Consider the following 25,509-nt stretch of genomic DNA (forward strand, 5'->3'; position numbering starts at 1 on the left):
CATTCCCGGCGACCATCAACCGGATTTGTCGACGCGCAGATAGTCCATGGAAGCGAGCGCCTTCTGGATCGATTTCAGCATGGCGCTTACCGGCGCGGTCAATCCGCCATCGGGATAGCTCGCATAGACCCTGCCGTGATTGAGGTCGGGAACCGGTCGCAGGACCTGAACCCGTCCAGCCAGCACATCCGCCTCCATCATCTTGGCGGGCAGGACACCGAGCGCCGCTCCCGACGAGACGAGATGGCCGATGACCGCGACGCTGCTGCACAGGTCGAGGCGCTGCGGTTCGAGGCCCGCGGTCGCAAACCAGTCCTTGATCTGGCGAAACATCGCCGAGCGCGGCTGGTTGCTGACGATCGGCAGGCGGTAGAGATCTGCCGGCCTGACCTCGGGGCCGAGCCCCCAATCGACCGAGGCGACCCAGGCGGTGTCCTGAACCCCGAGCGGGAACAATCTCATGCCGTGCCGGCCGGTCGGATTGACCAGAACCGCAAGGTCGAGATGGCGGTCGTTCAGTTCGCGTTCGAGCTCGTAGCTGATCGAGACGACATATTCCGGCTTCAGCAGCGGATAGTCCTCGCGCACCGTCTCCAGCAGCTTCGGCAGGCAGGTCATCGCGAAGCCTTCGGCAAAGCCCACGCGGATGCTGCCGCTGACGGCGGCGGGATCGGTCTGAAGCCTGATCCTGTCGGCTTCCTCCAGCAGGGCTGCAGCACGCGGCACCAGGGCGAAGCCCTCGGCCGTCAGCGCAAGGCTGCGCCCATTCTTCTGGAACAGCGTGACGTCGAGGGCTCTTTCGAGATCACGCAGGCGCAATGAAATCGTCGGCTGCGCCATGTGGAGATGGCCGGCCGCCTTGTTCAGCGAGCCGAGCTGCGCAGTCCAGAAAAATGCCTCGAGCTGAGCGATCGTGAAGCGCATAGATCAGGTTTCCAAATGTATATGGCTCAATTAAACAAATTAGATTTGGTTTGTAAAAGATAATAGCGTCCGGCAACTCCTAAGAAGCCGTCATTTGGGAAGCGCCTTGGAAACCGCCGTCGATCGCATCGAACTCTTCGTCCTGTCCTGCAAGCTGCCTGAGACGATCGGCAATGCGGTCCGCTCCTTCGATCGGCGCGAAACGCTGTTCGTCCGAGTGACGACACGGGGAGGCGCCGTCGGCTGGGGCGAGACCTGGGCGATGCCGGCCCCGGCTGCGGCGCTGATCCAGACTGTGCTGGGTCCTGCCCTGCTGGGCGAGGATGTGCGTTATCCGCAAAAGATCTGGCGCAAGCTCGCCCGCTTCATCGTCAATGATCGCCGTGGGCTCACCCATATGGCGATCAGCGCGCTCGATATCGCGGTCTGGGATGCCTGCGCCCGCAGCGAGGGCGTTCCGCTCTCCGCCAGGCTGGGCGGCGCGATGCGAGACAGGCTCTCCTGCTATGTCAGCGGGCCATTTCTGAAGCCCGGCGCCGCGCCCTACGCTCATTATCGCGACGATATCGACGGCTACCTGGCTCAGGGCTTCCGCAACATCAAGATCCGCGCGGGCATCGGTGCGCCCGCGGATGCGGCGCTCGTCGCCGATGTCCGCGGCGGGATCGGCGACGATATCGGGCTGATGGTTGATCTGAACGAGGCCGGCGACGTCGCTCAGGCGCTGGATTTCTCCCGGCGCGTCGCGGACGCCGATCTGATCTGGCTGGAAGAGCCTATCCTGCATGACGACATGCCGGGCTGGAAGCGCGTTGCGGCCGGGACGAGCCTGGCGCTCGCGGGAGGTGAATCCCTCTACGGGCTCGCCGGATTTCGGGATTTCCTGTGCTCGGGCCTTTTCGCCATAGCCCAGCCGGACCTCGCCCTCTGCGGCGGGCTGACCGAAGGGCTGCGCATCGCCACGCTGGCGGAAGCCTTCAATGTGCCGGTCGCGCCGCATGTCTGGGGCGGCGCGGTCAATTTCAACGCGTCGCTCCACTTTGCCGCGACGCTGCCCCATCGCACGCGGCCAGGCAGCCGTTTCCCGTTCTTCGAATACGACGCGTCGTTCAACCCGCTGCGCAGCGCCTTCGCCGATTGCCCGATCGGCGATGACGGGCTTGTGGGCGTGCCGACGAGGCCGGGTCTCGGCCTCGACATCCGTGAAGACCAACTCGCTCCGTTCCTGAGTGCGAGGCAAGAGCTGCGCTAAGCGCGGCCAAAATCAACAAAACAACAGCCAAGGGAGAGAAAAATGAAGGCCCTGTTGAGACATACTGTTATAGCCGCCGGCATCCTGGCGATGTCGCCGGCCTTCGGCCAGACGGAAGTCCAGTTCTGGCACGCCATGGCCGGCGAGATGGGACAGCGCGTCGAGAAGCTCGCCAACGACTTCAACGCCACCCAGAAGGATTTCAAGATCGTCGCCGTCTACAAGGGCACCTATCCCGAGGTGATGACGGGCGCGATCGCCGCCTTCCGGGCCAAGCAACCGCCGCATATCGTGCAGGTCTTCGAGGTCGGCACGGCGACGATGATGGCGGCCAAGGGCGCGATCTATCCGGTCCATGAATTGATGAAGGAGCAGGGCGCGCCATTCGACGCCAGCGCCTATCTGCCGGCCGTCTCCGGCTACTATTCCGACACGAAGGGCAACATGCTGTCCTTCCCCTTCAACTCCTCTACGCCGATCCTGTATTACAACAAGGACCTGTTCAAGAAGGCCGGGCTCGACCCGGAAGCGCCGCCGAAAACCTTCGCCGATGTCGAGGCTTACGCGAAGAAGCTCCAGGCTGCGGGCGTGCCATGCGGGTTCACCACCGAGTGGCCGTCCTACATGCAGTTCGAGAACCTCTCCGCCTATCACAACCAGCCGATCTCGACGAAAGAGAACGGGCTGGCGGGCCTCGATGCCGAGCTGAAGCTGAACGGCCCGGTGCAGGTCAAGCATCTGCAGAACCTGGTCGACTGGCAGAAGACCAAGGTCTTCGACTATGGCGGGCGCGGCGACAGCTCGAAGCCGAAATTCTTCTCCGGCGAATGCGCGATGACGGTCTCGTCGGCCGCCGCACGGCTGGGCATCGTCACCAATATGAAGGCCGATGTCGGCATGGCGCTCTTGCCCTATTACGCCGACGTCAAGGGCGCGCCGCAGAACTCGATCATCGGTGGCGCGAGCCTGTGGGTGCTGCGCGGCCAGAAGCCGGCCGACTACAAGGGCGTGGCGCAGTTCTTTGCCTATCTCTCGAAGCCGGAGGTGCAGGCCTGGTGGCACCAGGAGACCGGCTATCTGCCGATCACCACCGCCGCCTACGATCTCTCGCGCAAGCAGGGTTTCTACGACAAGAACCCCGGCACCGATGTCGCGGTGAAAGAAATCAACCTCAACCCGCCGACCGACAACTCCAAGGGCCTGCGGCTGGGCAACTTCGTCCAGATCCGCGCGGTGATCGAGGAGGAGATCGAGAATGCGCTGCAAGGCAAGAAGACGCCGCAGCAGGCGCTCGACGCCGCCGTCACGCGCGGCAACGAATTGCTGCGCCAGTTCCAGAAGTCCAATTCCTGATCGCCGAGGCGCAGCTGCATCGCGGCTGCCCTTCATCATCGAGGTTTCACGCCCATGCGCGGCAAGCGCGTTACCTTCCCCGGCATGGTCGTGCCGGCCATCCTGCTCGCCCCCCAGCTGGCGATCACCTTCGTCTTCTTCGTCTGGCCCGCGATCCAGTCGCTCCGCAGCGCGCTGTTCCGTCAGGATGCCTTCGGCCTATCGGAGGAGTTCGTCGCCTTCGACAACTTCATCAAGCTCTTCGCCGAGCCCGACTATGCCCATGCCTTTGGCCTGACGCTGTTCTTCGCGCTGGCGACAACGCTCCTCTCGATGGGGCTTGCCCTGCTCTTCGCGGTTCTCGCCGACGGCGTGGTCAAGGGCGCTTCCATCTACAAGTCGCTGCTGACCTGGCCCTATGCCGTGGCCCCGGCCATTGCCGGCGTGCTGTGGTGGTTCCTGTTCAACCCCACCATTGGCATCTTCGCGCGCGGCCTGGCCGCCATCGGCATTGACTGGAACCACCACCTCAATTCGGGGCAGGCGCTCACATTGGTGATCATCGCCTCGGCCTGGAAACAGCTGAGCTATAATTTCCTGTTCTTCCTTGCCGGCTTGCAGACGATCCCGAAATCGCTGCTCGAGGCGGCCTCGCTCGATGGCGCGGATGGCTTCGTACGCTTCCGGAAGATCGTGCTGCCGCTGCTGATGCCGACGACCTTCTTCCTGATCGTGACCAATCTCGTCTACGCCTTCTGCGACACCTTCGCGGTCATCCACGCGACCACAGGCGGCGGACCGGGGACGGCCACGACGACCCTGATCTTCAAGATCTACCGCGATGGCTTCGAGTCGCTCGACCTCGGCGGCTCGGCCGCGCAGTCGGTCATCCTCATGCTCCTGGTCGGCACGCTGACCATCATCCAGTTCCGCTATATCGAGCGGAACATCCATTACTGAGCCGGCGATGAGCAGCACCCGTTTCCGCATCATCGCCAGCCATGCCGTGCTCATTCTCGGCACGGCCTTGATGGTCCTGCCGGTCTACATGGCGTTCGTCGCCTCGACGCATGATCTGTCGCGCAGCCTGACCGGGTTGCCGCTCTGGCCGGGACCGCATCTGCTGGAGAATTACGGGCAGGTGCTGGGCGAAGGCATGCGCTCCTATGGCCTGCCGCCGATCGGCCCGATGCTGTTCAACAGCTTCGTCGTCGCGCTCGCCATCACCTTCGGCAAGATCGCGGTCTCGATCCTATCGGGCTTCGCTATCACCTATTTCCAGTTTCCGCTGCGGGTGCTGGCATTCTGGATCATTTTCGCGACGATGATGCTGCCGGTCGAGGTGCGCATCCTGCCGACTTACGAGGTCGTCGCCGGTTTCGGTTTGCTCGACAGCTATACCGGCCTCTCGCTGCCGCTGATCGCGAGCGCTACCGCGACCTTCCTGTTCCGCCAGGTCTTCATGACCGTGCCGGACGAATTGACGGAGGCTGCGCGCATCGACGGGGCGGGACCCTGGCGTTTCCTCTGGTGGATCCTGATCCCGATGTCGCGCACCAACATCGCAGCGCTCTTCGTGATCACCTTCATCTATGGCTGGAACCAGTATCTCTGGCCGCTGCTGATGACCAAGGACGTGTCCTATTACACCGTCATCATGGGTATTCAGCGCATGGCCCGCGCCTCCGACTTCCAGCCGCAATGGCACCTCGTCATGGCGGCTGTGATCCTGGCCCTGCTGCCGCCGGTGATCGTGGTGGCGGCGATGCAGAAGCAGTTCGTCAAGGGCTTGTTCGAAACCGAGAAATAGCGCGGTTTCATGCTCCGGCATTCAGGGCCTGGCGACGCTTCCAGGCAAGCGGAGCACCCCTGATGGCTCGTCACATCACTGTCTAAGCCGATATCGCTCCGGTGTCTTGCCGCGGACGCTAGAGCAGGACGCGAAAAAGTGGGAACCGGTTTTTCGCATTGATCCTGCTCTCAGACCGAAGGGCGAAGAAGGCTCAGAGCCATACGTGACATCGCAGCCTGCCCCTCCGCGCAACCCAGCGACAACCGACACCAAGCCCAGCTAGGACAAGGTCGACGCCGAAGGGCCTCTGCCACCGGCACAGCGTGACAATCAGAGTGCGGGACAAGGCGCTCGACAGAGCCGCGAAAGTTGGGTGAACTCGCGGGGTGGGAAGGCGGCGGTGCTTGGCTGCCGGTTGACCAACGCAGATCTTCCCGCCCGTTTCGCCCACAAACGCGACCTGACGAGGCGCCTAGGATAGGACATGCGGCGCGCCGAGATCGAGAAACAGAACCGCTACCTTCTGGAGCGCCAGCGCCAGTTCCGCTTGGCGGCCGACATCGTTACCGACGCCTGGACGGCTTTTCCGGAGGTCTGGGCGATCGCGGTGATCGGCTCGGTGGCTCGGCCGCTATGGAAAGAGGTTCCCCGCTTCAGGGAATTCCGCCGTGAGAGTGTCGAGGTCTGGCATGAATGTGGCGACCTTGATCTCGCTGTTTGGATCGAGTCGCAGGGCCGCCTCGGTGAATTGCGACAGGCTGGTGTCCGCGCGCTGCGGCAAGCGTACGAGGCCGGTGCCGGCATGAGCGTCGTCGGTCATGAGCTGGACGTGTTCCTGATCGAGCCTGCAAGCGACCGCTATCTCGGACGGCTTTGCTCCTTCAACCAGTGCCCCAAGGGAAAGCGCGACTGCCTTGTCCCTGGCTGTGGCGAAACACCCTTCAACAAGCGCATCGCGGACTTCAAACCGCGCGCCGACCTTCTGGCGCCAGCCGCCCATGCCATGCTGTATCGACGGGATGCCGGCCGCTTGCGCTCCGCCCTTGACCTTCCCGTGATCGACGAAGGCCTCCTCCCATGAGCGAGTATCTGTATTACGAATTTCAGGCGATCGATCGCCCCCTCGATCGCGCGGCCCAGAAGGCGTTGCGATCGATTTCGTCTCGGGCGCGGATCACCGCGACGAGCTTCACCAATCACTACGAGTGGGGCGACCTCAGGGGCGATCCGCGCAAGTTCGTGGAACAGTGGTTCGACCTGCATCTCTATCTCACGAATTGGGGCTCGCGACGGCTGATGATGCGGCTGCCCAAGCGCCTTCTGAAACGTGCGAGGCTCGCGCCATTTCTGTCCGAGACGGACTGGGTCAAGGTGTGGGCGTCCGGCGACAGCCTCATAGTCGATATTTTTCCAGACGAGACCGAGGCGCAGGACGACTGGGACGACGGGTCCGGTTGGCTCGCCGGTCTTGCGCCGCTGCGCAGTGACGTGCTCTCGGGCGATCTCAGGCTGTTCTACCTGTTGTGGCTGATGGCCGTGCAGCAGGAACTGGTCGCGGACGACGACGCCGAGCCGCTGCCAGGCATTGCTCCGGTAACCGGCCCGCTCGAAGCTTTCGCGGCCTTTTTCGGCGTGGACCCGGACCTCATGCTGGCAGCGGCCGAGCAGGGTGGCGAGGTCGCGATCCCTTCGAAGGATGATCTGCGGGAAATCCTTGCAGCCATCTCCGATGATGAGAAGACCGAGTTGCTGCTGCGTATCGTCGATGGCGATCCCCACGTGGCCGCCGAGCTCAGGAGCAGGGCACGCGAGGTCCATTCGGCCTCCACGACATGCCGCACCGCCGGCGAGCTGAGAATTCGGGCGCGGGAGCTAGCCGAGGTGCGCGAGCGGGCGGACGCCAAACGTCGCGAGGCGGAGCGGCGCCGGCAGGCCGAAGAGGCCGAAAAGACGCGGCGTACGCGGCTCAACGCCCTCAGGCAGCGCGGCGCCGATGTCTGGCGGGAGATCGACCAAGAAATCGAGCGCCGCAACGCCTCTGGGTATGACCGGGCGGCAGGTCTGCTCTTCGACCTTCAGGCGCTGGCCACGGAGGCGGGAAGACAGGACGAATTCAACCGCCGCCTGGCCTCGATCCGGACAACGCACGAGAGAAAGCCGAAATTCATCGAGCGCCTGAGCAGAATCGGACGCGGCAATGACGCAAAAGTGGCCTGATCGGTAGGGCCGACGACGGAGCCTCCAGTCGACCGAGAGGTGCCGGTGCTCGCCGTATGGCGGCCAAGCGCGCCGCAGGCTATTCGGCGATTAGCTATCAGATCGCCCAGGGCCCGGGATCATTCGACGGCTAGGCGGGTTGAGAATTATAGCAATAATGCCATAATAAACCTGATAAATTCCGCCTGCGCGGGTTGGCTCGCACGATCTTGGGCGCTCCATGACATGGACAGTCGAGACCCTGGGCCGGACCGGTCCCGTCAATGCAGCGGGATGATCGTCTCGACCAGGCCATGGCCTTCGATCGCGACCTGGCGGCGGCGCAGCGGCGTGCCGTAGAGGGCGCTCAGATTGCTCTCGCTCATCACCGTGTCGACGGGGCCCTGGCGCTGATCCTCCGGCCCCATCAGCAGCAGGGCTTCGTCAGCGACCTCAAGCGCATGGGTCGGCAGATGCGTGCTGAACAGGATCGCGTGCTCGCCGGCGGTGCGCAGGTCGCGCAGCACGGCGACGAGGCGGCTCTGATTGGCGAGATCGAGCGCCGAGGCCGGCTCGTCGAGTACCAGGACGGGCGATTGCGTCGCCAAGGCGCGCGCCAGCAGCACGAGCTGGCGCTCGCCGCCAGAGAGCCGGTCGAGCCGCTGCTCGGCGAAAGCCTCGGCGCCGATGCGCACCAGTGCCGCGCGCGCGATGTCGTAGTCGGCGCGGCGCGGCGTGCCGAACAGGCCGAGCGACCGGGCGCGCGCCATCACCACGACATCGAGCGCACGATAGGGCAGGGGCGCGATCACCTGCGGCACATAGGCGACGAGCGGCGGCGCCTCGCGCGTGCCCTCATTGAGCTTGTCGAGCCCCGTGACGGCCTTGATCAGCGTGGTCTTGCCGCGCCCGTTCGGGCCGAGTACGGCGACGCAGCACCCCGGCGCCAGCGATAGATCGAGCCCGCGGAAGATCCAGCGCTCGCCGCGGCGGATGCCCGCGCCTTTCAACGCGATCATGCCGCCAACTCCCGGCGCTGACGCTGGCGCAGCAGCAGGGCAAAAACCGGAGCACCGACGATCGCGGTCAGAACGCCGAGTGGGATCTCTGCGGCCACCGCCGTGCGGGCGATGGTGTCGACCAGCACCAGATAGGATGCGCCGAGCAGGGCTGATGCCGGGATCAGCAGGCGATGATCCTCGCCGGCCACCATGCGCGCGGCATGCGGTACGACGAGCCCGACCCAGCCGATGACGCCGGCGAAGGCGACGACGGTCGCCTCCATCAGCGCGACAGCCAGGAAGACGAGCCAACGGTCGCGCTCGACCGGCAGGCCGAGTGCGCGCGCATCGTCCTCGCCGAGGGAGAGCACATTTATGCGGAAGCGCAGGCCGAGCACGAGCATGAGGGCGAGCGCAAGCACGGGAGCGGCAGCCGCGAGCTGGCGCCAGCTCGCCGTGGCGAAGCTGCCCATCAGCCAGAACACGATCGCCGGCAGCGAGCTGTCGGGCTCGGCGACGAATTGCGTCAGGCTGACCAGCGCGCTGAACAGCGCCGCGACGATGACGCCGGTCAGCACGACGGTGACCGTGCCCGAGCGACCATCGACGCGGGCGATGGCGCCGACCAGCAGCAAGGCGGCGGCCCCTGCGAGAAAAGCCGAGCCGATCAGCAGCCAGCCGGACAGGCCGAGCAGGATCGCGACAGCGCCGCCGAAAGAGGCGCCGGAGGAGACGCCAAGGATATGAGGGGAAACCAGCGGGTTGCGCAGCACGCCCTGCATGGCGGCTCCGGCGGCTGCAAGTGCGGCACCGCAGATGGCGGTGAGCAGGACGCGCGGCAGCCGGACCAGCAGCACGATGCGCTCCTGCAATTCGCTCCAGCTTGGATCGACGGGGACAATGCGGGACAGGACGATGCCGAGCACGGTGCCGGGCGAAAGCGAAAGCCGGCCGGCGCAGAGGGCGGCGACCATGACCAGGCCGAGCCCGACCGCGAGAGCCACCATGACCAAGGTCGCGCCACGGTAATACGACACCGATCCGCCCACCGCGATGGTCATGGCCGGGCGAAGCGCGAATAGGCCCGGGACGAGCCGTTCACATCGAGCCGCAGGACCTGGTCGAGATCACTTTCCGAGGCTGCGAAACCATAGAGATCGCGCAGTCCCTCGCGCAATTCGTGGCGCAGATCGATGGCCGGGCCGGTCTCGTGCAAAAGGGCCGCCAGCCAGAGCCAGAGGAAGGGGTTCTCCTGCGTCGGCGGCTCCCAGCGATACGCACCGGTCGGGATCTTGTAGACGCGCTTGTCCTTGGCCGCCCGTGTGCCCGACAGGATCGGATCGTCGAGGACGGTCTGCGGTGTCAGGTCAGGGATGGCGCTGTTGAGCAGGATGACGTCGGGATCCCAGATCATCATCTGCTCGGCCGAAGCCGTCTTGGAGCCTGTCAGCCCATCGGCAGCATTGCGCCCGCCCGCGAGCGAGATCGCGTACCCCATGATGCTCTCCTCGCCCGTGGCGACGAAGCGCCCGGCCGAGCGGGAGAGGAAGAGGATGCGCGGTGCCTTTGCGCGGAGTTCGGGCGTCCGCAAGGGTGCGAGCCGTTCCGCCACCGCCTTGCGCCAGTTGATAATGGCCTCGGCGCGGGTATCGGCGCCGATTGCGGCGCCCAGCATCGCGATGTTGCGGCGGCTGATCTCTTCATCGCCATAGATCACCAATGCGGTGGTCAGGCCGGCATTGATCAGCGGGCCGATGATGTCGGTGCCGCGCTCGCCCCGTTGCAGGACGAGGTCCGGCCGGGTTGCCGCGATGGCCTCGACATTCGGCATGAAGGCCGTCGCGCCCGGCATGACGAAGTTGGTCTCGACCTTGGCGATGCCGGGGAAGATGCGCGCAAGCAGGCTCTCGCGCGCGATCGAGCGCACGATCGGATGCATGCCGAGCAGCCGCGCGGGCGAACGGTCCAGCGCCATCAGGGTCGGCGCGGCCGGGATCGGCAACGCGATGATGCGCGAGGCCGGGGCCTTCAACGAGACCGACCGGCCGGCGAGATCATCAAAAGCGACGGGCTGGGCCTCGGCCAGCCCCGCCATTAATCCGGCGAGCAACGCCCCGAGGACGAACCTGCGCATCAGAAGCCGAGCCGCGCCGTCAATACCGCCTGGAAGGGCTCGCCGACCGCGACATTGAGATTGTTGACCGCAGAGGGGTAGTAGACCTTGTCGAACAGGTTCTTGACGTTGAGCTGCAGGTCGAGCGGGTGGCCGTTGAGCCTGGTCTCATAGGACACGAAGAGATCGGCGACGGTGTATTCCGGCAGGTAGAACGAGTTTGCCGCGTCGCCCGGGCGACGGCCGACATAGCGCGCGCCGGCGCCGGCGCGCAGCCGCCCTGGCCCGATCTGGCCGAAATCATAGGTCAGGAACAGGGCGCCGCTGTTGCGCGCCACGTTGGGCAGGCTGGAGCCCGGCGCCAGCGTCGGATCATCCGAGACCTTGAGGTCCGTATAGGCGTAGTTGGCGGCGATCGAGAGCTGCTCGGTCAGATTGCCGGCGAGCTCGAACTCGGCGCCGCGCGAGCGCACCCGCCCGGCGGTGCGGGCGATCGTCGTGCCGCCCACCGTCTCAGTGTAGAGCACGTTGCGCTTGTCGATGTCGAAGATTGCCGCCGTGGCGGTCAGGCCGAAGGGCAGCTCCGCCTTGGCGCCGACTTCGTAGGACTTGCCCTCCTCGGGCGGCAATGCGCCGATCGCCTGTGCGATCGAGGAGTTCGGCTTGAAGGATTCGGTGTAGCTCGCATAGACCGAGACCGCCGGGGTGAGCTTGTAGAGGATGCCGGCGCGCGGGATCACCTTGTTGCCGCTGATGTCGGTATTGACCGAGAACGGCCGGCCGCGCCCGGCATATTGGTCGAAGGCCTGGATGCGCGCGCCGCCGACGAGGCTGAGCTGATCGGTCAGCCAGAGCGTGTCCTGGATATAGGCCGAGGCCGTCTCCAGGCGCTCGGTCTGGTCGCTGTCCGAGGCGACGACGCTCCGGCTTGCGGCCAGGCGCCCGTGCACCGGGCGGTAGATGTTGAACCCGGTCGCGTTGGCGCTGCGGATCAGGTCGGTGCGAATGACCTTGCTGTAGTCGTAGGAGGCGCCGATCAGGAACTCGTTGGTGAAGCCGAACAGCTTCTCGCGCCCGGTCAGATCGACGCGCAGGGCGTGGACGTCGAGATTGGAGTCCTGGGTCGCGTCGGCGCGGCGGGTCACGGAGCCCGTCGCGGAATTATAGGCGATCACGCGCGCCTGATTGTCGTTGTACCAGTTGTGGCTGTAGGCGTAGTGCGCCTTCAGCGACCAGTTCGCGTTGAAGCGGTGGTCGATCTCGATTCCGGCGAGCTGGTTCTCACCCTCGGTGACGTTGTAGCGCTCGTCGAAACGGTGCCGCGACGAGACGCGCACCGCCCGCCCCGTAGCGGGATCGAAGATCGTGCCGCGGTCGAACGGCACCTTGTACTGCGAGTATTGCGCATAGACGCGGATCGTCGTGTCGGGCCCGAAATAGGTCAGCGAGGGCGCCAGCATGCGCGTGCGGTTCATGCCGTATTCGCGCCAATAGTCGCTGGTCTGGACATCGCCGACCAGGCGGTAGGCGAAGCCGCTCTGGCCGATCGGCCCGGTCATGTCGATGGTCGTGCCGCCGCCATTCTTGCCGCCGCCGAAGCTGCTCATCCGCGTCTCGATGGAGTTGCGTGCTGTGAGCTCCGGCTTCTTGGTGATGACGTTGACGATGCCGCCGGGGTCGACGATGCCGAAGAGTAGCGTCGCCGGGCCTTTCAGCACTTCGACACGCTCGGCCGTGGCGTCGAAAGCGCGCGGGGAGGCGACACGCAGACCGTCGCGCATGATCGAACCGTCGCGATTGTCGCCGAAGCCGCGCTTGGCGAAGGCGTCCTGCGTGCCGCCAAGCGTGTTGGCCTGGACGACGCCGGCGACATTGGCGAGCGCGTCGTCGAGGCTGCGCGCTGCCTGATCGCGCAGCACCTGCGGCGACACCACCGTCACGGATTGCGGGATATCGACGAGCGGCTTCTCTGCGCCACCGGCGACCGAGGAACGCAGCGGTTGGTAGCCGCGCGCCGCGCTCTCGCCCTGAACCCTGATCTCGTCGAGCACGACGGTGTCGGCCGCGGGCTGTGTCTGGGCGCCTGCGGCCAGGGGCCAGGCGCAGGCAAGCGAGGTCATCGCAAGGAAGGGGCGGCGCAGGCTGGTCATCGTAACACTCGCAGCAGGATTCCTGGCGCGGGCGCCAGTTCAGGCCGCGTGTTAGTCGTAGTGGATGTGCGGTGCAATATTGAGTTGATAGATTATAATTATACCAATTTAACAGATTGCGAGTTTCAGCCGGAGTTATACTCTGGAATTCAGTATTTCCCGGATCCGGTTCTCGCAGCCAATCAATCGATACCGGGGCGCCGCTGCTCTAACCGCCGGCCGTCTCCTCGGCCATCGCCTTGTCGAGAATGTTGACGGTTTCCTCCAGGCTTTCCCTCACGCCCAGCATGAAGTCCTTGCGAAACCCGATGATCGTGTCAGGCGGTTCGCCCTTGAAGGTGTAGACGACGCTGACTTGCGCAGGGTTGACGTAGACGGGCTTTCCGTCGACGGGTGATGTGAACTTGCAGAGCTTTGGCATGGACTTCTTCCCGGCGCGATTCGGTGGAGCGAGCTATACGACAGGCAGTCCTTGCAACGAAAACGTCCGGACCTCGCCCGCGGCAGGTGGATCTGAAAAACGCCAGTCAGCTAGGCAGGGACCGGTGGTTGCGTTGCCCGTCATGACAGCCGCCGATCGCGAATATCGAGGATGCGCTCACAGATCAGCGAGTGATCGGCGAGCAGCTGCTGGAGGGGGCCTATCGGCCGGAAGGCGCGTAGGTCCTGGTCTTCCTCCCCCGCGTCGATCCAGTTCGCGATCACCGCATCGGCAACCCCGATCTGATTCTCGGACGGAGTGCCGCCAGGCTGCTCGCCGGCTTCCTCAGCGATCCGCAGAGCGATCTTTCGCCGAAGCTCCTGCTCGAGGGCCAGGAGCGGCTCGAGCTCGTCAGTGTATGCCATTACGCCATCATCCTAATCTCAACGCCCTGCCAGCTGATATCCCATACAGCCGTTCGGGGGCATCGGTAGCCATCTCGCGCGAGCCAGGTAGCCTCGGGAAGCCTAATATGCGGTGGCATTCCACTATCTCTGCGAACGTCTGTTGAGGGCGAAACCGGGCAGCGAGCACCCAGGAGGTGAAGCTCAGCTTACAGGCCGCAGCCCAAGTTTCGGTTGTGACGCATTCTGCCGGGTAGGAGAGGGCGGTCCTGGCCCGTGGCGAAGAGGCGGGCCGTGGGCAGAGACTGGAATGTCCAAGATCCGCAGCCCGGCACCGCCTTCTCTAGAATCTATCTAAATCATTGTTGTTGTGATGGAATTCCGCATTGTCTAAGCGATGCGGGTTCTCGCGCCATGTGTGCGAGATCGTTGTCCGGCCGCATCAGTGAGCGTAGCGGGGCCGGCGGGCGATCTCGCTCACCGTTTCGATCAGGTTCAGTCGATGCAGCCGTTGTTCAAGACCGCCTCCAGCCTTGCCGAGACAGCCTTTTCGGGGCGGGCAGGGTCCTGGCCGGCCTCCGCCGGCGAGGAGGCCCTGTTCGCACTCGATGCGGTCTCCTTCTCGATTCCCGGGCGCGTGCTTCTGGAGCCATTGACCCTGACCCTGCCGGCTCGGCGCATGGTCGGGCTGATCGGCCATAACGGCTCGGGCAAATCGACTTTGGTCAAGATCCTTGCCCGCCAGCAGCCGGCGAGCAGCGGTACGGTCCGCTTCGAAGGCAAGGCGCTTGGCGACTGGGGCGATAGGCCCTTCGCCCGCAAGGTCGCATACTTGCCGCAGCAGACGCCGCCGGCCTCCGGCATGCTGGTCAGGGAACTCGTCGCGCTCGGGCGCTATCCCTGGCACGGCGCGCTCGGGCGCTTCGGGACCGTCGATCGCGAGAAGGTCACTGAGGCGATGGCGCTGACCGATGTCGAGGCTTTTGCCGACCGTCTCGTCGACACGCTGTCAGGCGGCGAGCGCCAGCGCGTCTGGCTCGCCATGCTGGTCGCGCAGGATGCCGAGTGCCTGCTGCTCGACGAGCCGATCTCGGCGCTCGACGTCTCTCATCAGGTCGAAGTGCTCTCGCTGGTGCATCGCCTGTCCAGCGAGCGCGGGCTCGGCGTCGTCATCGTGCTGCACGACGTCAACATGGCCGCGCGTTTCTGCGACGAGATCATCGCCCTGCATTCGGGAAGGCTGATCGCGCGGGGGGCGCCCGACGACATCCTCACGCCTGGACAACTCGAGTCCATCTACGGCGTGCGCATGGGCGTGATGCCTCATCCCGAGACAGCACGCCCGCTCGCCTTCGTCTGCTGAACTCAACCCAACGCCCATTTTCAAGAGCCAGACCATGTCCCGCGAACGCCGCCGCCTTCCGCTTCTCCTTTTCGTCGGCCTCGCCGCCATCGCGATCTGCGTTTCCCTACCTCGCTGGGCATCCGCGCAGGATGCCCCCGTCAGCGAGGTCACGGAGGAAGCTCCCGCGGCCAAGCCTGAGGCCGCCAAGCGGGTTGCGCCGCCGAAGCCCGCTCCCAAGCCGGTCGCGGTCAGGCCGCCGGCGCGTCCGGCACCGGCGGCAACGCAGGCCCAGGCTCAACCCCAAGTGCCGTCCGTGAGCCAGCCCGCGTCCGGGCCGGCGACACTTCCCAATGGCGCGAGTGCCATCAATGAGAGCTATGGCGACTGGACGGTCGATTGCCGCGTCACCGAGGGCCAGAAGCTCTGTGTGCTCGCCCAGTCGCAGGGCAACAGTCAGAACAATCAGCGCCTCTTCGCGATCGAGCTTCGTACGCCGAAGGACGGCCGTGCCGAGGGCACGATCTTGATGCCGTTCGGATTGAAGCTCGAAAACGGCGCGATCCTGCGGCTCGACGACAAGGATCTTGGCCAGGGCCTACGCTTCTCGACCTGCATTCCCGCAGGCTGCCTGCTTCCGGTGTCGTTTCCGACCGTCGCCACCGAGGCGATGAAGACCGGCAAGACCTTGACCGCCGCCGCGCTGAACCTCTCCAGCGGCGATCCTGTCGCCTTCAACATCTCGCTCAATGGTTTTGCAGCGGCGCTCGCCCGCATCGGACAGCTCGGTGGATAGCAGCGTTGTCGGCGCCTCGATCATCTAGAAAATCATGCCTTGAGCCGCAGATGAGCGGCGGCGCGAAAGGACCGCAGCGCCGCTGCTCACATCGCCTTGCCACATGCTATGCCGGAGAGCCTAGCTTGAGATGCGAGCTTGGATGATGAGGGCCGCATGCGCAAAATTCTGATCATCGGGATCGGGGCTGGCAATCCCGACTATGTCACGGTCCAGGCGATCAAGGCGCTCAACCAGGTCGATGTCTTCTTCATCCCCGACAAGGGTACGGACAAGGCGGCGCTACAGCGACTGCGCAAGGACATCTGTGAGCGCTTCATCGAGGGCTCGGATTATCGCATGGTCCCGATGCCGATCCCAACGCGTGCCGCTGCAGGACAAGATTACCGCGGCAGCGTCGACCAGTGGCATGCGCAGCTGGCGGACGACTATGAGAACCTCATCATGGAGGAGCTCGGGGACGGGGAATGCGGGGGCTTTCTCGTCTGGGGCGACCCGACGCTCTATGACAGCACATTGCGGATCATCGGCCATATCCAGGCCAAGGGATGTGCGCTGGAATACGATATCATCCCCGGTATCAGCAGCGTGCAGGCACTGGCGGCCCGGCATCGCGTCGCACTCAATCGCATCGGCCAGCCCGTGCTGATCACGACCGGGCGCAAACTCACTGAGGGATTTCCCGACAATCTCGACAGCGTCGTCGTCATGCTCGACGGCGACCAGGCCTTCAAGCGCATCGATGTGGATGATCTCGATATCTACTGGGGCGCCTATCTCGGCACCGAGGACGAGATCCTCGTAGCTGGAAAGCTGTCGGAGGTGGCGGGCGATATCGAGCGGATTCGACGGCAAGCCCGTGAGGAGAAGGGCTGGATCATGGATACCTATCTGCTCCGCAAGGGCGGCAAGAGCTGATCGGGGCAGTCTCGGATGAAGCCGATGTCGTGGCCGCGACATCGGATTGCCGGACACGGGCGGAAGGCCCAGGCTCAGATGCCCCCTCGGCATGTCGCGCATTGCCTTCTATCTGGAATGCGCGCGGCCGATTCGGGCGTTGCACCGCCTATCCAGTCAGAAGCCACACCGCAGATGCCGCTTTCGATCCAGACCATGCTGAGCTCGCGGCAGCCATTCGTGCTGCTGGAGGATCGCCTCGCCAAATCGACCCCGGCGCGGCTCTATCGCGATCCGGTCGAGATCGTCTCCTGTGTTCATGGCGACGACGTTCCGGCCGCGTTGCGCAGGATCGAGGATGGCCTGGCGCGTGGGCTGCATGCTGCCGGCTTCCTGGGTTACGAGCTGGGTTATGCCTTCGAGCCTCGGCTCGTGGCGTCGATGCCCTTGAACCGTGCATTACCCCTGCTGTGGTTCGGGCTGTTCCGGGAGCCGTTCGAGGTCGCGCCGGTTGAACTCGATAGGCACTTCGCGGGTCTGGCTCCGCCGCGGCCGCTCGGTCTGGTTCAGCCGCGGCTCGACGCCTCCACGCATGCCGCCAAGGTCGCGCGCGTGCTCGAATATCTGCATGCCGGCGACGCCTATCAGATCAACCTGACCTTCCCGGTCGACTTCCACTACGATGGCGACCCGCTCGCGCTCTATGCCGCGTTGCGAGCCAGCCAGCCGGTGTCGCATGGCGGGATCGTTGCCTTTGAAGACGCCACGATCCTGTCGGTCTCGCCGGAGCTCTTCCTCGAGGTCGAATCCGGTCGGGCGACGACGCGCCCGATGAAGGGAACAGCGTCACGTCTCGACGATCCCGAAGCCGATCGAGCCGCCATGGCGGCGCTGCAGGCCGACCCGAAGCAACGCGCCGAAAATCTCATGATCGTCGACCTGTTGCGCAACGATCTGGGGCGGATCAGCCTGCTGGGTTCGGTCGAGGTGCCGAGCCTCTTCGAGGTCGAGACCTACCCGACATTCCACACGCTGACATCGACCGTGACATCCAATTTGCAGCCCGGGCTTTCGCTCGAAGAGCTCATGCGGGCGGCCTTCCCGTGCGGTTCGATCACCGGTGCGCCCAAGCTGCGGGCGATGCAGATCATCCGTGAGATCGAGGACGAGCCGCGGGATGTCTATACCGGAGCGATCGGCGCAATCGCTCCCAATGGCGATCTGCGTTTCAACGTTGCCATTCGCACCGCGGCGATCTTTCCCGATGGGGCGGGGCGCTATGGTATCGGCGGCGGCATCGTGGCGGATTCAGAGGCCGCGAGCGAATACGCCGAAGCCTTGCTCAAGGCCCGTGTCCTGACCGATCTCGCCGAGGATTACGGCCTGATCGAAACATTGCGCTGGTCAGCGGAAACGGGTTTCGTGCGCCTGCAATTGCATCTCGACCGCCTCGACCGCTCGGCAAGTGCGCTTGGCTTCAGTTTCGACCGTCACGATGCGCAAGTCAGACTCGACAGCCTGGCGGCAAGTTTCGACACGCGAGACGACCGGCGCATCCGCCTCGAACTGCGCCGGGATGGGGCTCTCGATTTCGCCGCACCGGTGTTGGCGGAGGAACCGGAGCGGCTGCTCGGTGTCATCGTCGCAGCGGGCAGGACCGATGCCGCCGATCCATTCCTACGGCACAAGACGACACGCCGCCGGCTCTTTGAGGCCGCCTATGCGGCGGCAATCATGCAGGGAGCCGATGAGGCAATCTTCCTGAACCGCGCCGGCTTCGTGACGGAAGCGGCGCGCAGCACCATCTTCGTCGAGCGAGGCGGGATCCTGCTGACGCCGCCGCTGAGCGATGGCGTCTTGCCGGGCGTGCTACGCCGAAGCCTGATCGGAAGCGGCGAAGCGATCGAGCGACAACTCGTGCTTGATGACCTCGCGCGCGCGGAGCGCTGGTTCCTGGGCAACAGCCTGCGCGGACTGAGACGTGCTCAGCTCGGGAGCCTATAGCGATGCTTTGGGAATATTCCTGATTGATCCAGGTCAATCCCGATTGGCTCATTCCCAGTAAAGTTCGCAAGACCGGCTGGAAACTGGCCATGCGGTGATGCAATGACCATCAAATCAGTATCAGGATTGGCTGCTCGGGTTCGCCGTCTTTTCAAGGGGCGCCCTGGTTCCTGCCAAGGCAGCCCATCGATCAGTGACGATTTGGACGAGCGTCCACCCCTTGCCGCCTGGCTCCGGTTCCGCGGTGGGCTTGCTCTGCTCCGCGAGATCGTATTCGCGGAAAGTGGACGAGCTAGAAAAAGCCGCCTCGCCACGAAGAAGAAAGGATAGGCGGATTTGGTCGTGTCCCGTCACGTGGTGTAGGTGAGGTGGTCATCGGCGGTTGCCGGTTAGGTTTGGGTTGCGACGACCAACCCCGAACCGAGAGATCCACCGATGACCGACGAGATGATGAACCTGCGCGGGCTGCTGGAGAAGAGCCCTGATGCGGATGTTTTGCGCGAGATGATCGGCTTTGCCGCCCAGCGCCTGATGGAGCTTGAGGTCAGCGGCCTGACCGGCGCAGGCCTGGGCGAGAAGAGCCCGGAGCGCCTGGCACAGCGCAACGGCTATCGCGAGCGTGACTGGGAGACGCGCGCCGGTACGGTCGAGCTGCGCATCCCGAAGCTGAGGAAGGGCTCGTATTTCCCGGGTTTCCTCGAGCCGCGTCGCATGGCCGAGAAAGCGCTGACGGCCGTGATCCAGGAGGCCTACATCCAGGGCATCTCGACGCGTTCAGTCGATGACCTGGTCAAGGCGATGGGGATGAGCGGCATCTCGAAGAGCCAGGTATCGCGGCTCTGCGAGGAGATCGACGAACGGGTGCAGGCCTTCCTCGACCGGCCGATCGAGGGCGACTGGCCCTATCTCTGGATCGATGCGACCTATGTGAAGGTCCGCCAGGCCGGCCGGATCGTCTCTGTCGCGGTCATCGTCGCCGTCGGCGTCAACAGCGACGGCAGGCGCGAGGTGCTGGGCATGGATATCGGCCCGTCCGAGGCCGAGACCTTCTGGACCGCCTTCCTGCGCAAGCTGGCGCGGCGCGGCCTGCGCGGGGTCAAACTCGTCATCTCCGACAGCCATGAGGGCATCAAAGCCGCCGTCTCGAAGGTGCTCACCGCGACCTGGCAGCGCTGCCGCGTCCACTTCATGCGCAATGCGCTCGCTCATGCCGGCCGCAGCGGGCGGCGCGTCGTCTCAGCCTTCATCGCCACGGCCTTCGCCCAGGACGACGCCCATGCCGCGAGCCAGCAATGGCGCCGCGTCGCCGATCAGCTCAGGCCGACCGTCCCCAAGCTCGCCGCCCTGATGGACAACGCCGAGACCGATGTCCTCGCCTACATGACCTTCCCGACGCAGCATCGCGCCAAGCTGCACAGCACGAATCCCCTGGAGCGGCTCAACGGCGAGATCAAACGCCGCACAGAGGTCGTCGGCATCTTTCCCAACGAGGCCGCCATCACGCGGCTCGTCGGCGCCATTCTGCTCGAACAAAACGACGAGTGGGCCGTCCAGCGCGCCCGATACATCACGCTGGAAAGCATCGCGCCATTGAGCGATGATCCAATCGTCGGCATCCCAACATTGGCTGCCTGACCTTCCCGGCCCAGCCGGCCAACGTGGTGGCCATCACAAGCTACACCACGCTACGGGACACGACCGCGGATTTCGTTTTTAACGTCTCGCCCGATTGCGCCAGATCAAGGAGTGAAGCCGGTTTCGAGCAAAGATGGCGCCTTGCCATACTCCGGTTCCGACACGAGGCGCAGATATGAGCCACATCGCAGTCGATCCTCGAACAACCCAATCCCCGATTGAAACGCGCTCACGGTCACGGCCAGCGAAAATGCGCGCTGCTGTCTTCGTTGAGCCCGGCCGGATTGTGCTCGAAGACAAGCCGGTGCCCGATATCGGTCCGCTCGACGCCCTGCTGCGCATCACAACTACGACGATCTGCGGCACGGACGTCCATATCCTCAAGGGCGAGTATCCGGTCGCTCGGGGCCTGACGATCGGCCACGAGCCGGTCGGAATCATCGAGAAGCTCGGCTCCGCCGTGCGGGGCTTCAAGGAGGGGCAGCGCGTCATCGCAGGCGCGATCACGCCCTCAGGCCACAGCATGGCTTGCCTCTGCGGCTGCCACTCGCAGGACGGGCCAGGCGAGCGGCATGGCTTCAAGGCCATGGGCGGCTGGCGCTTCGGCAACACGATCGACGGTGCTCAGGCCGATTTTCTACTCGTTCCCGATGCGATGACCAATCTCGCGCCGGTGCCTTCGGGCTTGAGTGACGAGCAGGTTCTGATGTGTCCCGACATCATGTCGACAGGCTTCTCGGGAGCAGAGAAGGGGGGCGTCAGGATCGGCGACTGCGTTGCCGTGTTCGCGCAGGGGCCGATCGGACTCTGCGCCACTGCGGGCGCGCGATTAATGGGGGCGACGCGCATCATCGCAGTTGAAAGTATCCCCGCACGGCAGGATATGGCGCGCCGCCTCGGCGCCGACGAGGTTGTCGACTTTTCCAAGAGCGATCCCGTCGCTGAGATCATGCGCTTGACCGATGGGCGAGGCGTCGATGTCGCGATCGAGGCGCTCGGGCGGCAGGAGACGTTCGAGGCCGCCTTGCGCGTGCTGCGCCCGGGCGGAACCCTGTCTTCGCTTGGTGTCTATTCGACCGATCTCACCATTCCTCTGGGAGCTTTCGCGGCCGGCCTCGGCGATCACCGGATCGTCACGACCCTGTGTCCGGGCGGCAAGGAGCGGATGCGGCGCCTGATGGACGTGGTTGCCTCGGCACGGGTCGATCTCGGCGGGCTCGTAACCCACCGGTTTCCGCTGGAGCGGATCGTAGAGGCCTATGAGCTCTTCGCTGCCCAGCGTGACGGTGTCCTGAAGATCGCGATCACGCCTTGAGGGCGTTCTCCTGTCCCAGCACGGGTCAGTAATTCGCCCCAGGAGAGGGATCGGGCCGTGTTTCGCAGGTCGGGCGCTGGCCGATCCTGCGCAGCACCATCGCCTTCATACGGGAGGCCGTGAGGACGCGACGGTCTTAACTTCACGCATCTCCGAAGGCGTGATCACGATGCCCGACATCGGTTCTATCCACGCCAGTTGATCCGATATGGATCGCACACCGGCGACATTCTCCGCGATGATGCGCCGCCTGGCGCTCGCTGGAAATCTTGCCAGGGCCGCTGCTTGCAGCCCTGGTCACCGGCACTCGTCAATGCGCCATCATGATCGGCAGGTCGGAACTCTGGAGCAGATCATAGGTCGCCCCGCCGAGGATCCATTCGCGCAGCCGCGTATGGCCGTAAGCGCCCGCGACGATCAGGTCGGCCGAAACCCGATGGGCCTCGGCGAGGAGCATGGCAGCTGGCGTATCATTGTCTGGCAGAAGGCTTACCGTCGTCGCGATGCCGTGCCGGTCGAGATGGGTTGCGATGTCCGCCAGTGCCTCGGCACCACCGAGCTTACCCTTGCCGGCCTCCTGGACGCTCGCGAGATGGACCTGCGTCGCCAGTCCGAGCAGGGGCAGGGTCTCGGAGACGGCGCGGGCAGCCTCCCGCGTATCGACCCAACCGATGAGCACGGTGCGGATCGCCTGCCGCGGCTTGAAGCCGGGCGGCACGAGATAGAGCCCGTGCCCGCTGTTGAACATGATCGTTTCGATCAAGCTGCTCCAGCGCTCGCAATCGGATGTTCCATGCGGGCAAGAGGCCACGATGAGATCAGCCCAGCGCGCTTCGGTGGCAACTTCCTTCTCCAGCAGGCCGGGGAAGCTCTCCAATCGCCGCACCTCGTTTGCGACACCGAGGCGGGCGAAACGCTGCGTCAATCGGGCATGGTTTGCATCTCCAGCCCTGCGCGCGGCGTCCCAGGCATCGGCAACGACCGAAGTGCCGAACTCCCCGGCATAAAGGGCGGCATCGGGGAGCGCATTTGTATACAGGCCCGTCAGATGGGCCTCGAACTGGGCGGCGATCGCTTCGGCATGGGCGATGCGGACCTCGTCCTCAGCGGTGCCGTCGAGGTGGACCATCACATCCTTGTAGCCAACCTTCAGAATTGGCTTGGCAATACCGGTGGTCGAAGACGTCATTGCGATCTGGTTCATGGTTTCCTCCATTCGATGATGGTTTGAGAGCCTGGTGGGACGCGCGCACCCGAAGTGGAGCAAGTCGGGCCAGGTGGGTTGCGCGCGAGGAGAGCTGCCCGGTCGAGTGACCGGCGAGGCTCCGGCGAGACGGCGCGCGCGCGGGCCGCGGCCGCCGGTGGGGCGGATGCGAAGCGTCTTCCCGAGCAAGCCGGCGCGTGACGTTCGATTGCAGATGGCAGGCCCACGGCGAGACGCGCCGCGTTGCTGACGACCTCAATATCTCCGGCCGTGTGTAGCGTCAGCCAGTCGGTCGGTGCCGACTGACGGACAAGCTGATCCATCACCACGTCGGGCGTCGCATCAGAAGGATCGTTCTTGCGAGTGGCAACGCGACGCATCAGCATGTCCGCTGGTGCATCGAGCCACAGACCGCGAAACGGCGCATTGCAGCCCGCGGCCACCGTCGCTAGCCGATCGCGTCGGGGGGCGAGATCGAACACGGCGTCGGCCACCACACCATGGCCTGCCGCCACGAGCGCGCCCGCCCGGTCGGTGATGGTAGCATAGACCTGTTCCGAGATTGCTTCAGCATAGGCCTCCGGGCCGAGCCGAGTTTGCGGCGCGACGCCGAACAGTCTTTTCCTGATGCGGTCGCTGGAGAGTATGCGCGCGCCCGGCGCAGGTCCGATCTCTGGCGCGATCCGAGTCGCAACGGTCGATTTGCCCGAGCCGGAATAGCCTCCCACTGCCACCAAAATGGCTGGACTCTCGGCAAGGAGATCCCGTGCCAGATCGAGATAGGATCTCGCCTCGGCCTGCTTCCAGGCGCAGGCCAGCTCGGTTTCCGCGATTTCCATGGCGGTGACATGCGCACGAATGACGGCGCGCACGGCCATGAACAGCGGCAGCAGCGCCACGCCGTCCTCGTCGCCCGTCAGATCGAGGTAGCGATTGAACAGGATGTTGGCGTGAAGAGGCAGCTTGCGATGCCAGAGATCCATCAGCACGAAGGCGAGATCGTAGAGGACATCCGTCGTGGCAAGCTCTTCGTTGAACTCCAGGCAATCGAACAAGGTTGGCTGTCCGCCGATCATGCAAATGTTGCGCAGGTGCAGGTCGCCATGGCAGCGCCTCACGTGACCGGAGCGAGCCCGCTGATCGAGGAGTGCTGCCTTCTGTTGAAAATGGAACTGGCAGGCGCGGGTCACATCGGCGACCTCTGAAGGCGGGAAGACCGGGCAGTTCGCCAAGGCGCGCTCGTTGCCACGGATGATGCGCTCGAACCGCGCTGCGCCTTCGCCCGAGACGACCTCGGCGGTTTCGTGCAGCCGGGCGATCTGCGCCGCCAACTGGTCCATCTGATCGGGCGTCAGGCGGTCAGCGCACGCCAGCCTGTCGAAGAGTTGGTCGTCATCGAAACGCGTCATTTCGATCGCGGCATCGACCAGTTGACCCGCTCCGTTCAGCGCGAGCCGGCCGTTGTCTTCGCGGGTGATGCGATGCACGGCCCGATAGATGGCCGGGGCGGTGCGCCGGTTCAATCGCAATTCGTCATAGCATGCGGCCAGGCGACGTTCGGGCGTCGAAAAGTCGAGATAGGGAAACTGGACGGCCTTCTTTAGCTTGACGGCCTTGTCGCCGAGCAGGAGCACGGTCGAGATATGGGTCGCGACGGTTTGGTGGTCTTGGCTGTCGCCTGCCAACCCATCCGCGGAGGACAGGAACGAGATGGTCTCCGTCTGATTGTCCATGAACCCAACCCTCGGTCTCATTTCTGATGCGAGGTTAGGGGCACCAGGATCGCGGGCATTGATCGACATCAATGGATCCAGAAGCGAGTTGCTCTTCATTGCCGCATCGGTGGCCTCAAGGAGCAGGCGATGTCCTATGCCAGCATTTTAGTCGACGTTTCGGACAACCAGCCCGGAGCCGGACGCATCGACCATGCCATCTGGTTGGCCCGGCGGCTGGATGCCCGCCTCGTGGGTTTGATGGCGCAGGAGCCGGCGACGCCTGAGGTTTCGCCGCATGACACGATTGGAATGGTCCGCGAATTGATACGGGAGCAGAGGATCGCGACACAGCACCAACTCGACGAGGCCGGGCGGCGGTTCATCGCCCTGGCCGGGCGGCAACAGTGTCGAGGCGAGTGGATCGCAGAATGCGCGCAGCGCCTGCCCGCGTTGATCCGGCACGGCCGCGCGTCGGATGTCCTGGTCGTTGGGAAGGATTCCGTCTTTGATGGGGGAAGCGGAGGCTCCGATCTCGAAAAATTGCTGCTCGACGTTGGGCGGCCGCTCTTGTTCGTGCCTCATTCTGCGGGGCAGCCGTTTTTACGTCGGCGCGCCATTGTGCTCTGGCATGACGATCGTGCCAGCAGGCGCGTGGTTCGTGACGCTTTGCCTGTGCTGCGGTTGATGAAGCAGGTGGCCGTGGTTCAGCTATTCGACCAGGAGAATGATGCGTCACAGCCTGTATCGGGGATCTCGGACGTCGCCGCGTTCCTGCAATGTCACGGCATTGCCGCAGGAGCGGTTGCCTTGAAAAAGAGGGGAATGCCGACGATGGAGCGGCTTCGAATCTTTGCCTCGGATGAGGGAGCGGATTTGATCGTTGGCGGCGGCTATACGCACCATCAACTGCAGTATTCTGACCTGGTCGCCGAAATGGACGCTATGATCGAGCTGTCGATCCCGTGTCTCATCAGTCAGTGACGGGGAGGCTGCGGGAACCGGCCTGAGCCGCTGCG

Annotated in this window: 22 protein-coding genes; 13 read left to right on the plus strand and 9 right to left on the minus strand. The window is 64.6% G+C overall.

The genetic code is table 11. The features are described 5' to 3' along the window. Positions 1-15 precede the first annotated feature (15 nt). Positions 16-924 (minus strand): LysR family transcriptional regulator, encoded by a 909-nt coding sequence (locus ACSQ3P_RS03955; protein ID WP_436164326.1) that lies wholly within the window; start codon positions 922-924, stop codon positions 16-18. A 106-nt stretch (positions 925-1,030) separates the two neighbouring features. Here ACSQ3P_RS03955 and ACSQ3P_RS03960 point away from each other — a divergent pair, with 106 nt between their 5' ends. The 6 genes from ACSQ3P_RS03960 (at position 1,031) to ACSQ3P_RS03985 (ending at position 7,517) form a co-directional block, all read left to right on the plus strand. Beyond that, complete coding sequence (locus ACSQ3P_RS03960) at positions 1,031-2,176, plus strand: mandelate racemase/muconate lactonizing enzyme family protein (RefSeq protein ID WP_436164327.1); 1,146 nt, start codon at positions 1,031-1,033, stop codon at positions 2,174-2,176. 42 nt (positions 2,177-2,218) lie between these two features. Continuing rightward, the gene (ugpB, locus tag ACSQ3P_RS03965; RefSeq protein WP_436164328.1) at positions 2,219-3,529 is read left to right on the plus strand and encodes a sn-glycerol-3-phosphate ABC transporter substrate-binding protein UgpB; all 1,311 of its coding nucleotides are present in this window, start codon (positions 2,219-2,221) and stop codon (positions 3,527-3,529) included. A 54-nt stretch (positions 3,530-3,583) separates the two neighbouring features. Further along, the gene (gene ugpA, locus ACSQ3P_RS03970; protein WP_436164329.1) at positions 3,584-4,468 is read left to right on the plus strand and encodes a sn-glycerol-3-phosphate ABC transporter permease UgpA; all 885 of its coding nucleotides are present in this window, start codon (positions 3,584-3,586) and stop codon (positions 4,466-4,468) included. Positions 4,469-4,475: 7 nt separating this feature from the next. Beyond that, positions 4,476-5,318, plus strand: a complete 843-nt coding sequence (gene ugpE, locus ACSQ3P_RS03975) for a sn-glycerol-3-phosphate ABC transporter permease UgpE (protein ID WP_436164330.1) — start codon at positions 4,476-4,478, stop codon at positions 5,316-5,318. 466 nt (positions 5,319-5,784) lie between these two features. Further along, positions 5,785-6,381, plus strand: a complete 597-nt coding sequence (locus ACSQ3P_RS03980; RefSeq protein WP_436164331.1) for a hypothetical protein — start codon at positions 5,785-5,787, stop codon at positions 6,379-6,381. Further along, a complete protein-coding gene (locus ACSQ3P_RS03985; protein ID WP_436164332.1) occupies positions 6,378-7,517 on the plus strand; it encodes a hypothetical protein in 1,140 nt (379 codons plus the stop codon). Before ACSQ3P_RS03980 ends, ACSQ3P_RS03985 begins: the two co-directional genes overlap by 4 nt. Before the next feature lie 260 nt (positions 7,518-7,777). Here ACSQ3P_RS03985 and ACSQ3P_RS03990 read toward each other — a convergent pair whose 3' ends face one another. From ACSQ3P_RS03990 to ACSQ3P_RS04015, 6 genes are all read right to left on the minus strand, one after another. Beyond that, positions 7,778-8,515: an ABC transporter ATP-binding protein gene (locus ACSQ3P_RS03990; RefSeq protein WP_436164333.1), complete on the minus strand. Its 738-nt coding sequence runs from the start codon at positions 8,513-8,515 to the stop codon at positions 7,778-7,780. Further along, positions 8,512-9,558, minus strand: coding sequence for a FecCD family ABC transporter permease (locus ACSQ3P_RS03995; RefSeq protein ID WP_436164334.1), 1,047 nt, complete (start codon positions 9,556-9,558; stop codon positions 8,512-8,514). The genes ACSQ3P_RS03990 and ACSQ3P_RS03995 overlap by 4 nt, the downstream gene beginning before the upstream one ends. Then, positions 9,555-10,631, minus strand: a complete 1,077-nt coding sequence (locus ACSQ3P_RS04000) for an ABC transporter substrate-binding protein (protein ID WP_436164335.1) — start codon at positions 10,629-10,631, stop codon at positions 9,555-9,557. The genes ACSQ3P_RS03995 and ACSQ3P_RS04000 overlap by 4 nt, the downstream gene beginning before the upstream one ends. Next, positions 10,631-12,760, minus strand: a complete 2,130-nt coding sequence (locus ACSQ3P_RS04005; RefSeq protein WP_436164336.1) for a TonB-dependent siderophore receptor — start codon at positions 12,758-12,760, stop codon at positions 10,631-10,633. The genes ACSQ3P_RS04000 and ACSQ3P_RS04005 overlap by 1 nt, the downstream gene beginning before the upstream one ends. Before the next feature lie 208 nt (positions 12,761-12,968). Further along, entirely contained in the window at positions 12,969-13,181 is a 213-nt protein-coding gene (locus ACSQ3P_RS04010; protein ID WP_436164337.1) for a hypothetical protein, read from the minus strand. A gap of 140 nt (positions 13,182-13,321) precedes the next feature. Next, positions 13,322-13,606 carry a hypothetical protein gene (locus ACSQ3P_RS04015; RefSeq protein WP_436164338.1) on the minus strand — a complete coding sequence of 95 codons (285 nt, stop codon included), beginning with the start codon at positions 13,604-13,606 and terminating at the stop codon, positions 13,322-13,324. A gap of 481 nt (positions 13,607-14,087) precedes the next feature. On the opposite strand from ACSQ3P_RS04015, the gene ACSQ3P_RS04020 reads away from it, so the two are divergent. From ACSQ3P_RS04020 to ACSQ3P_RS04045, 6 genes are all read left to right on the plus strand, one after another. Next, complete coding sequence (locus ACSQ3P_RS04020; RefSeq protein WP_436164339.1) at positions 14,088-14,948, plus strand: ATP-binding cassette domain-containing protein; 861 nt, start codon at positions 14,088-14,090, stop codon at positions 14,946-14,948. Positions 14,949-14,982: 34 nt separating this feature from the next. Next, complete coding sequence (locus ACSQ3P_RS04025) at positions 14,983-15,723, plus strand: invasion associated locus B family protein (protein WP_436164340.1); 741 nt, start codon at positions 14,983-14,985, stop codon at positions 15,721-15,723. 156 nt (positions 15,724-15,879) lie between these two features. Then, positions 15,880-16,641 carry a precorrin-6A synthase (deacetylating) gene (gene cobF, locus ACSQ3P_RS04030; protein WP_436164341.1) on the plus strand — a complete coding sequence of 254 codons (762 nt, stop codon included), beginning with the start codon at positions 15,880-15,882 and terminating at the stop codon, positions 16,639-16,641. Positions 16,642-16,815: 174 nt separating this feature from the next. After that, positions 16,816-18,624, plus strand: a complete 1,809-nt coding sequence (pabB, locus tag ACSQ3P_RS04035) for an aminodeoxychorismate synthase component I (protein WP_436164342.1) — start codon at positions 16,816-16,818, stop codon at positions 18,622-18,624. A gap of 435 nt (positions 18,625-19,059) precedes the next feature. Beyond that, positions 19,060-20,259, plus strand: coding sequence for an IS256 family transposase (locus tag ACSQ3P_RS04040; protein WP_436164343.1), 1,200 nt, complete (start codon positions 19,060-19,062; stop codon positions 20,257-20,259). A 250-nt stretch (positions 20,260-20,509) separates the two neighbouring features. Then, entirely contained in the window at positions 20,510-21,574 is a 1,065-nt protein-coding gene (locus ACSQ3P_RS04045) for an NAD(P)-dependent alcohol dehydrogenase (RefSeq protein ID WP_436164344.1), read from the plus strand. Positions 21,575-21,884: 310 nt separating this feature from the next. On the opposite strand, the gene ACSQ3P_RS04050 is transcribed toward ACSQ3P_RS04045, so the two are convergent. Together ACSQ3P_RS04050 and ACSQ3P_RS04055 are read right to left on the minus strand one after the other, a co-directional pair. Beyond that, the gene (locus ACSQ3P_RS04050; protein WP_436164345.1) at positions 21,885-22,778 is read right to left on the minus strand and encodes a universal stress protein; all 894 of its coding nucleotides are present in this window, start codon (positions 22,776-22,778) and stop codon (positions 21,885-21,887) included. After that, positions 22,775-24,511 carry an AAA family ATPase gene (locus ACSQ3P_RS04055; protein WP_436164346.1) on the minus strand — a complete coding sequence of 579 codons (1,737 nt, stop codon included), beginning with the start codon at positions 24,509-24,511 and terminating at the stop codon, positions 22,775-22,777. Before ACSQ3P_RS04055 ends, ACSQ3P_RS04050 begins: the two co-directional genes overlap by 4 nt. Before the next feature lie 129 nt (positions 24,512-24,640). Here ACSQ3P_RS04055 and ACSQ3P_RS04060 point away from each other — a divergent pair, with 129 nt between their 5' ends. Continuing rightward, positions 24,641-25,474, plus strand: a complete 834-nt coding sequence (locus ACSQ3P_RS04060) for a hypothetical protein (protein WP_436164347.1) — start codon at positions 24,641-24,643, stop codon at positions 25,472-25,474. Positions 25,475-25,509: the final 35 nt, after the last annotated feature.

This window comes from Allobosea sp. LjRoot9 (genome assembly GCF_964252745.1).
GTDB lineage: Bacteria > Pseudomonadota > Alphaproteobacteria > Rhizobiales > Beijerinckiaceae > Allobosea.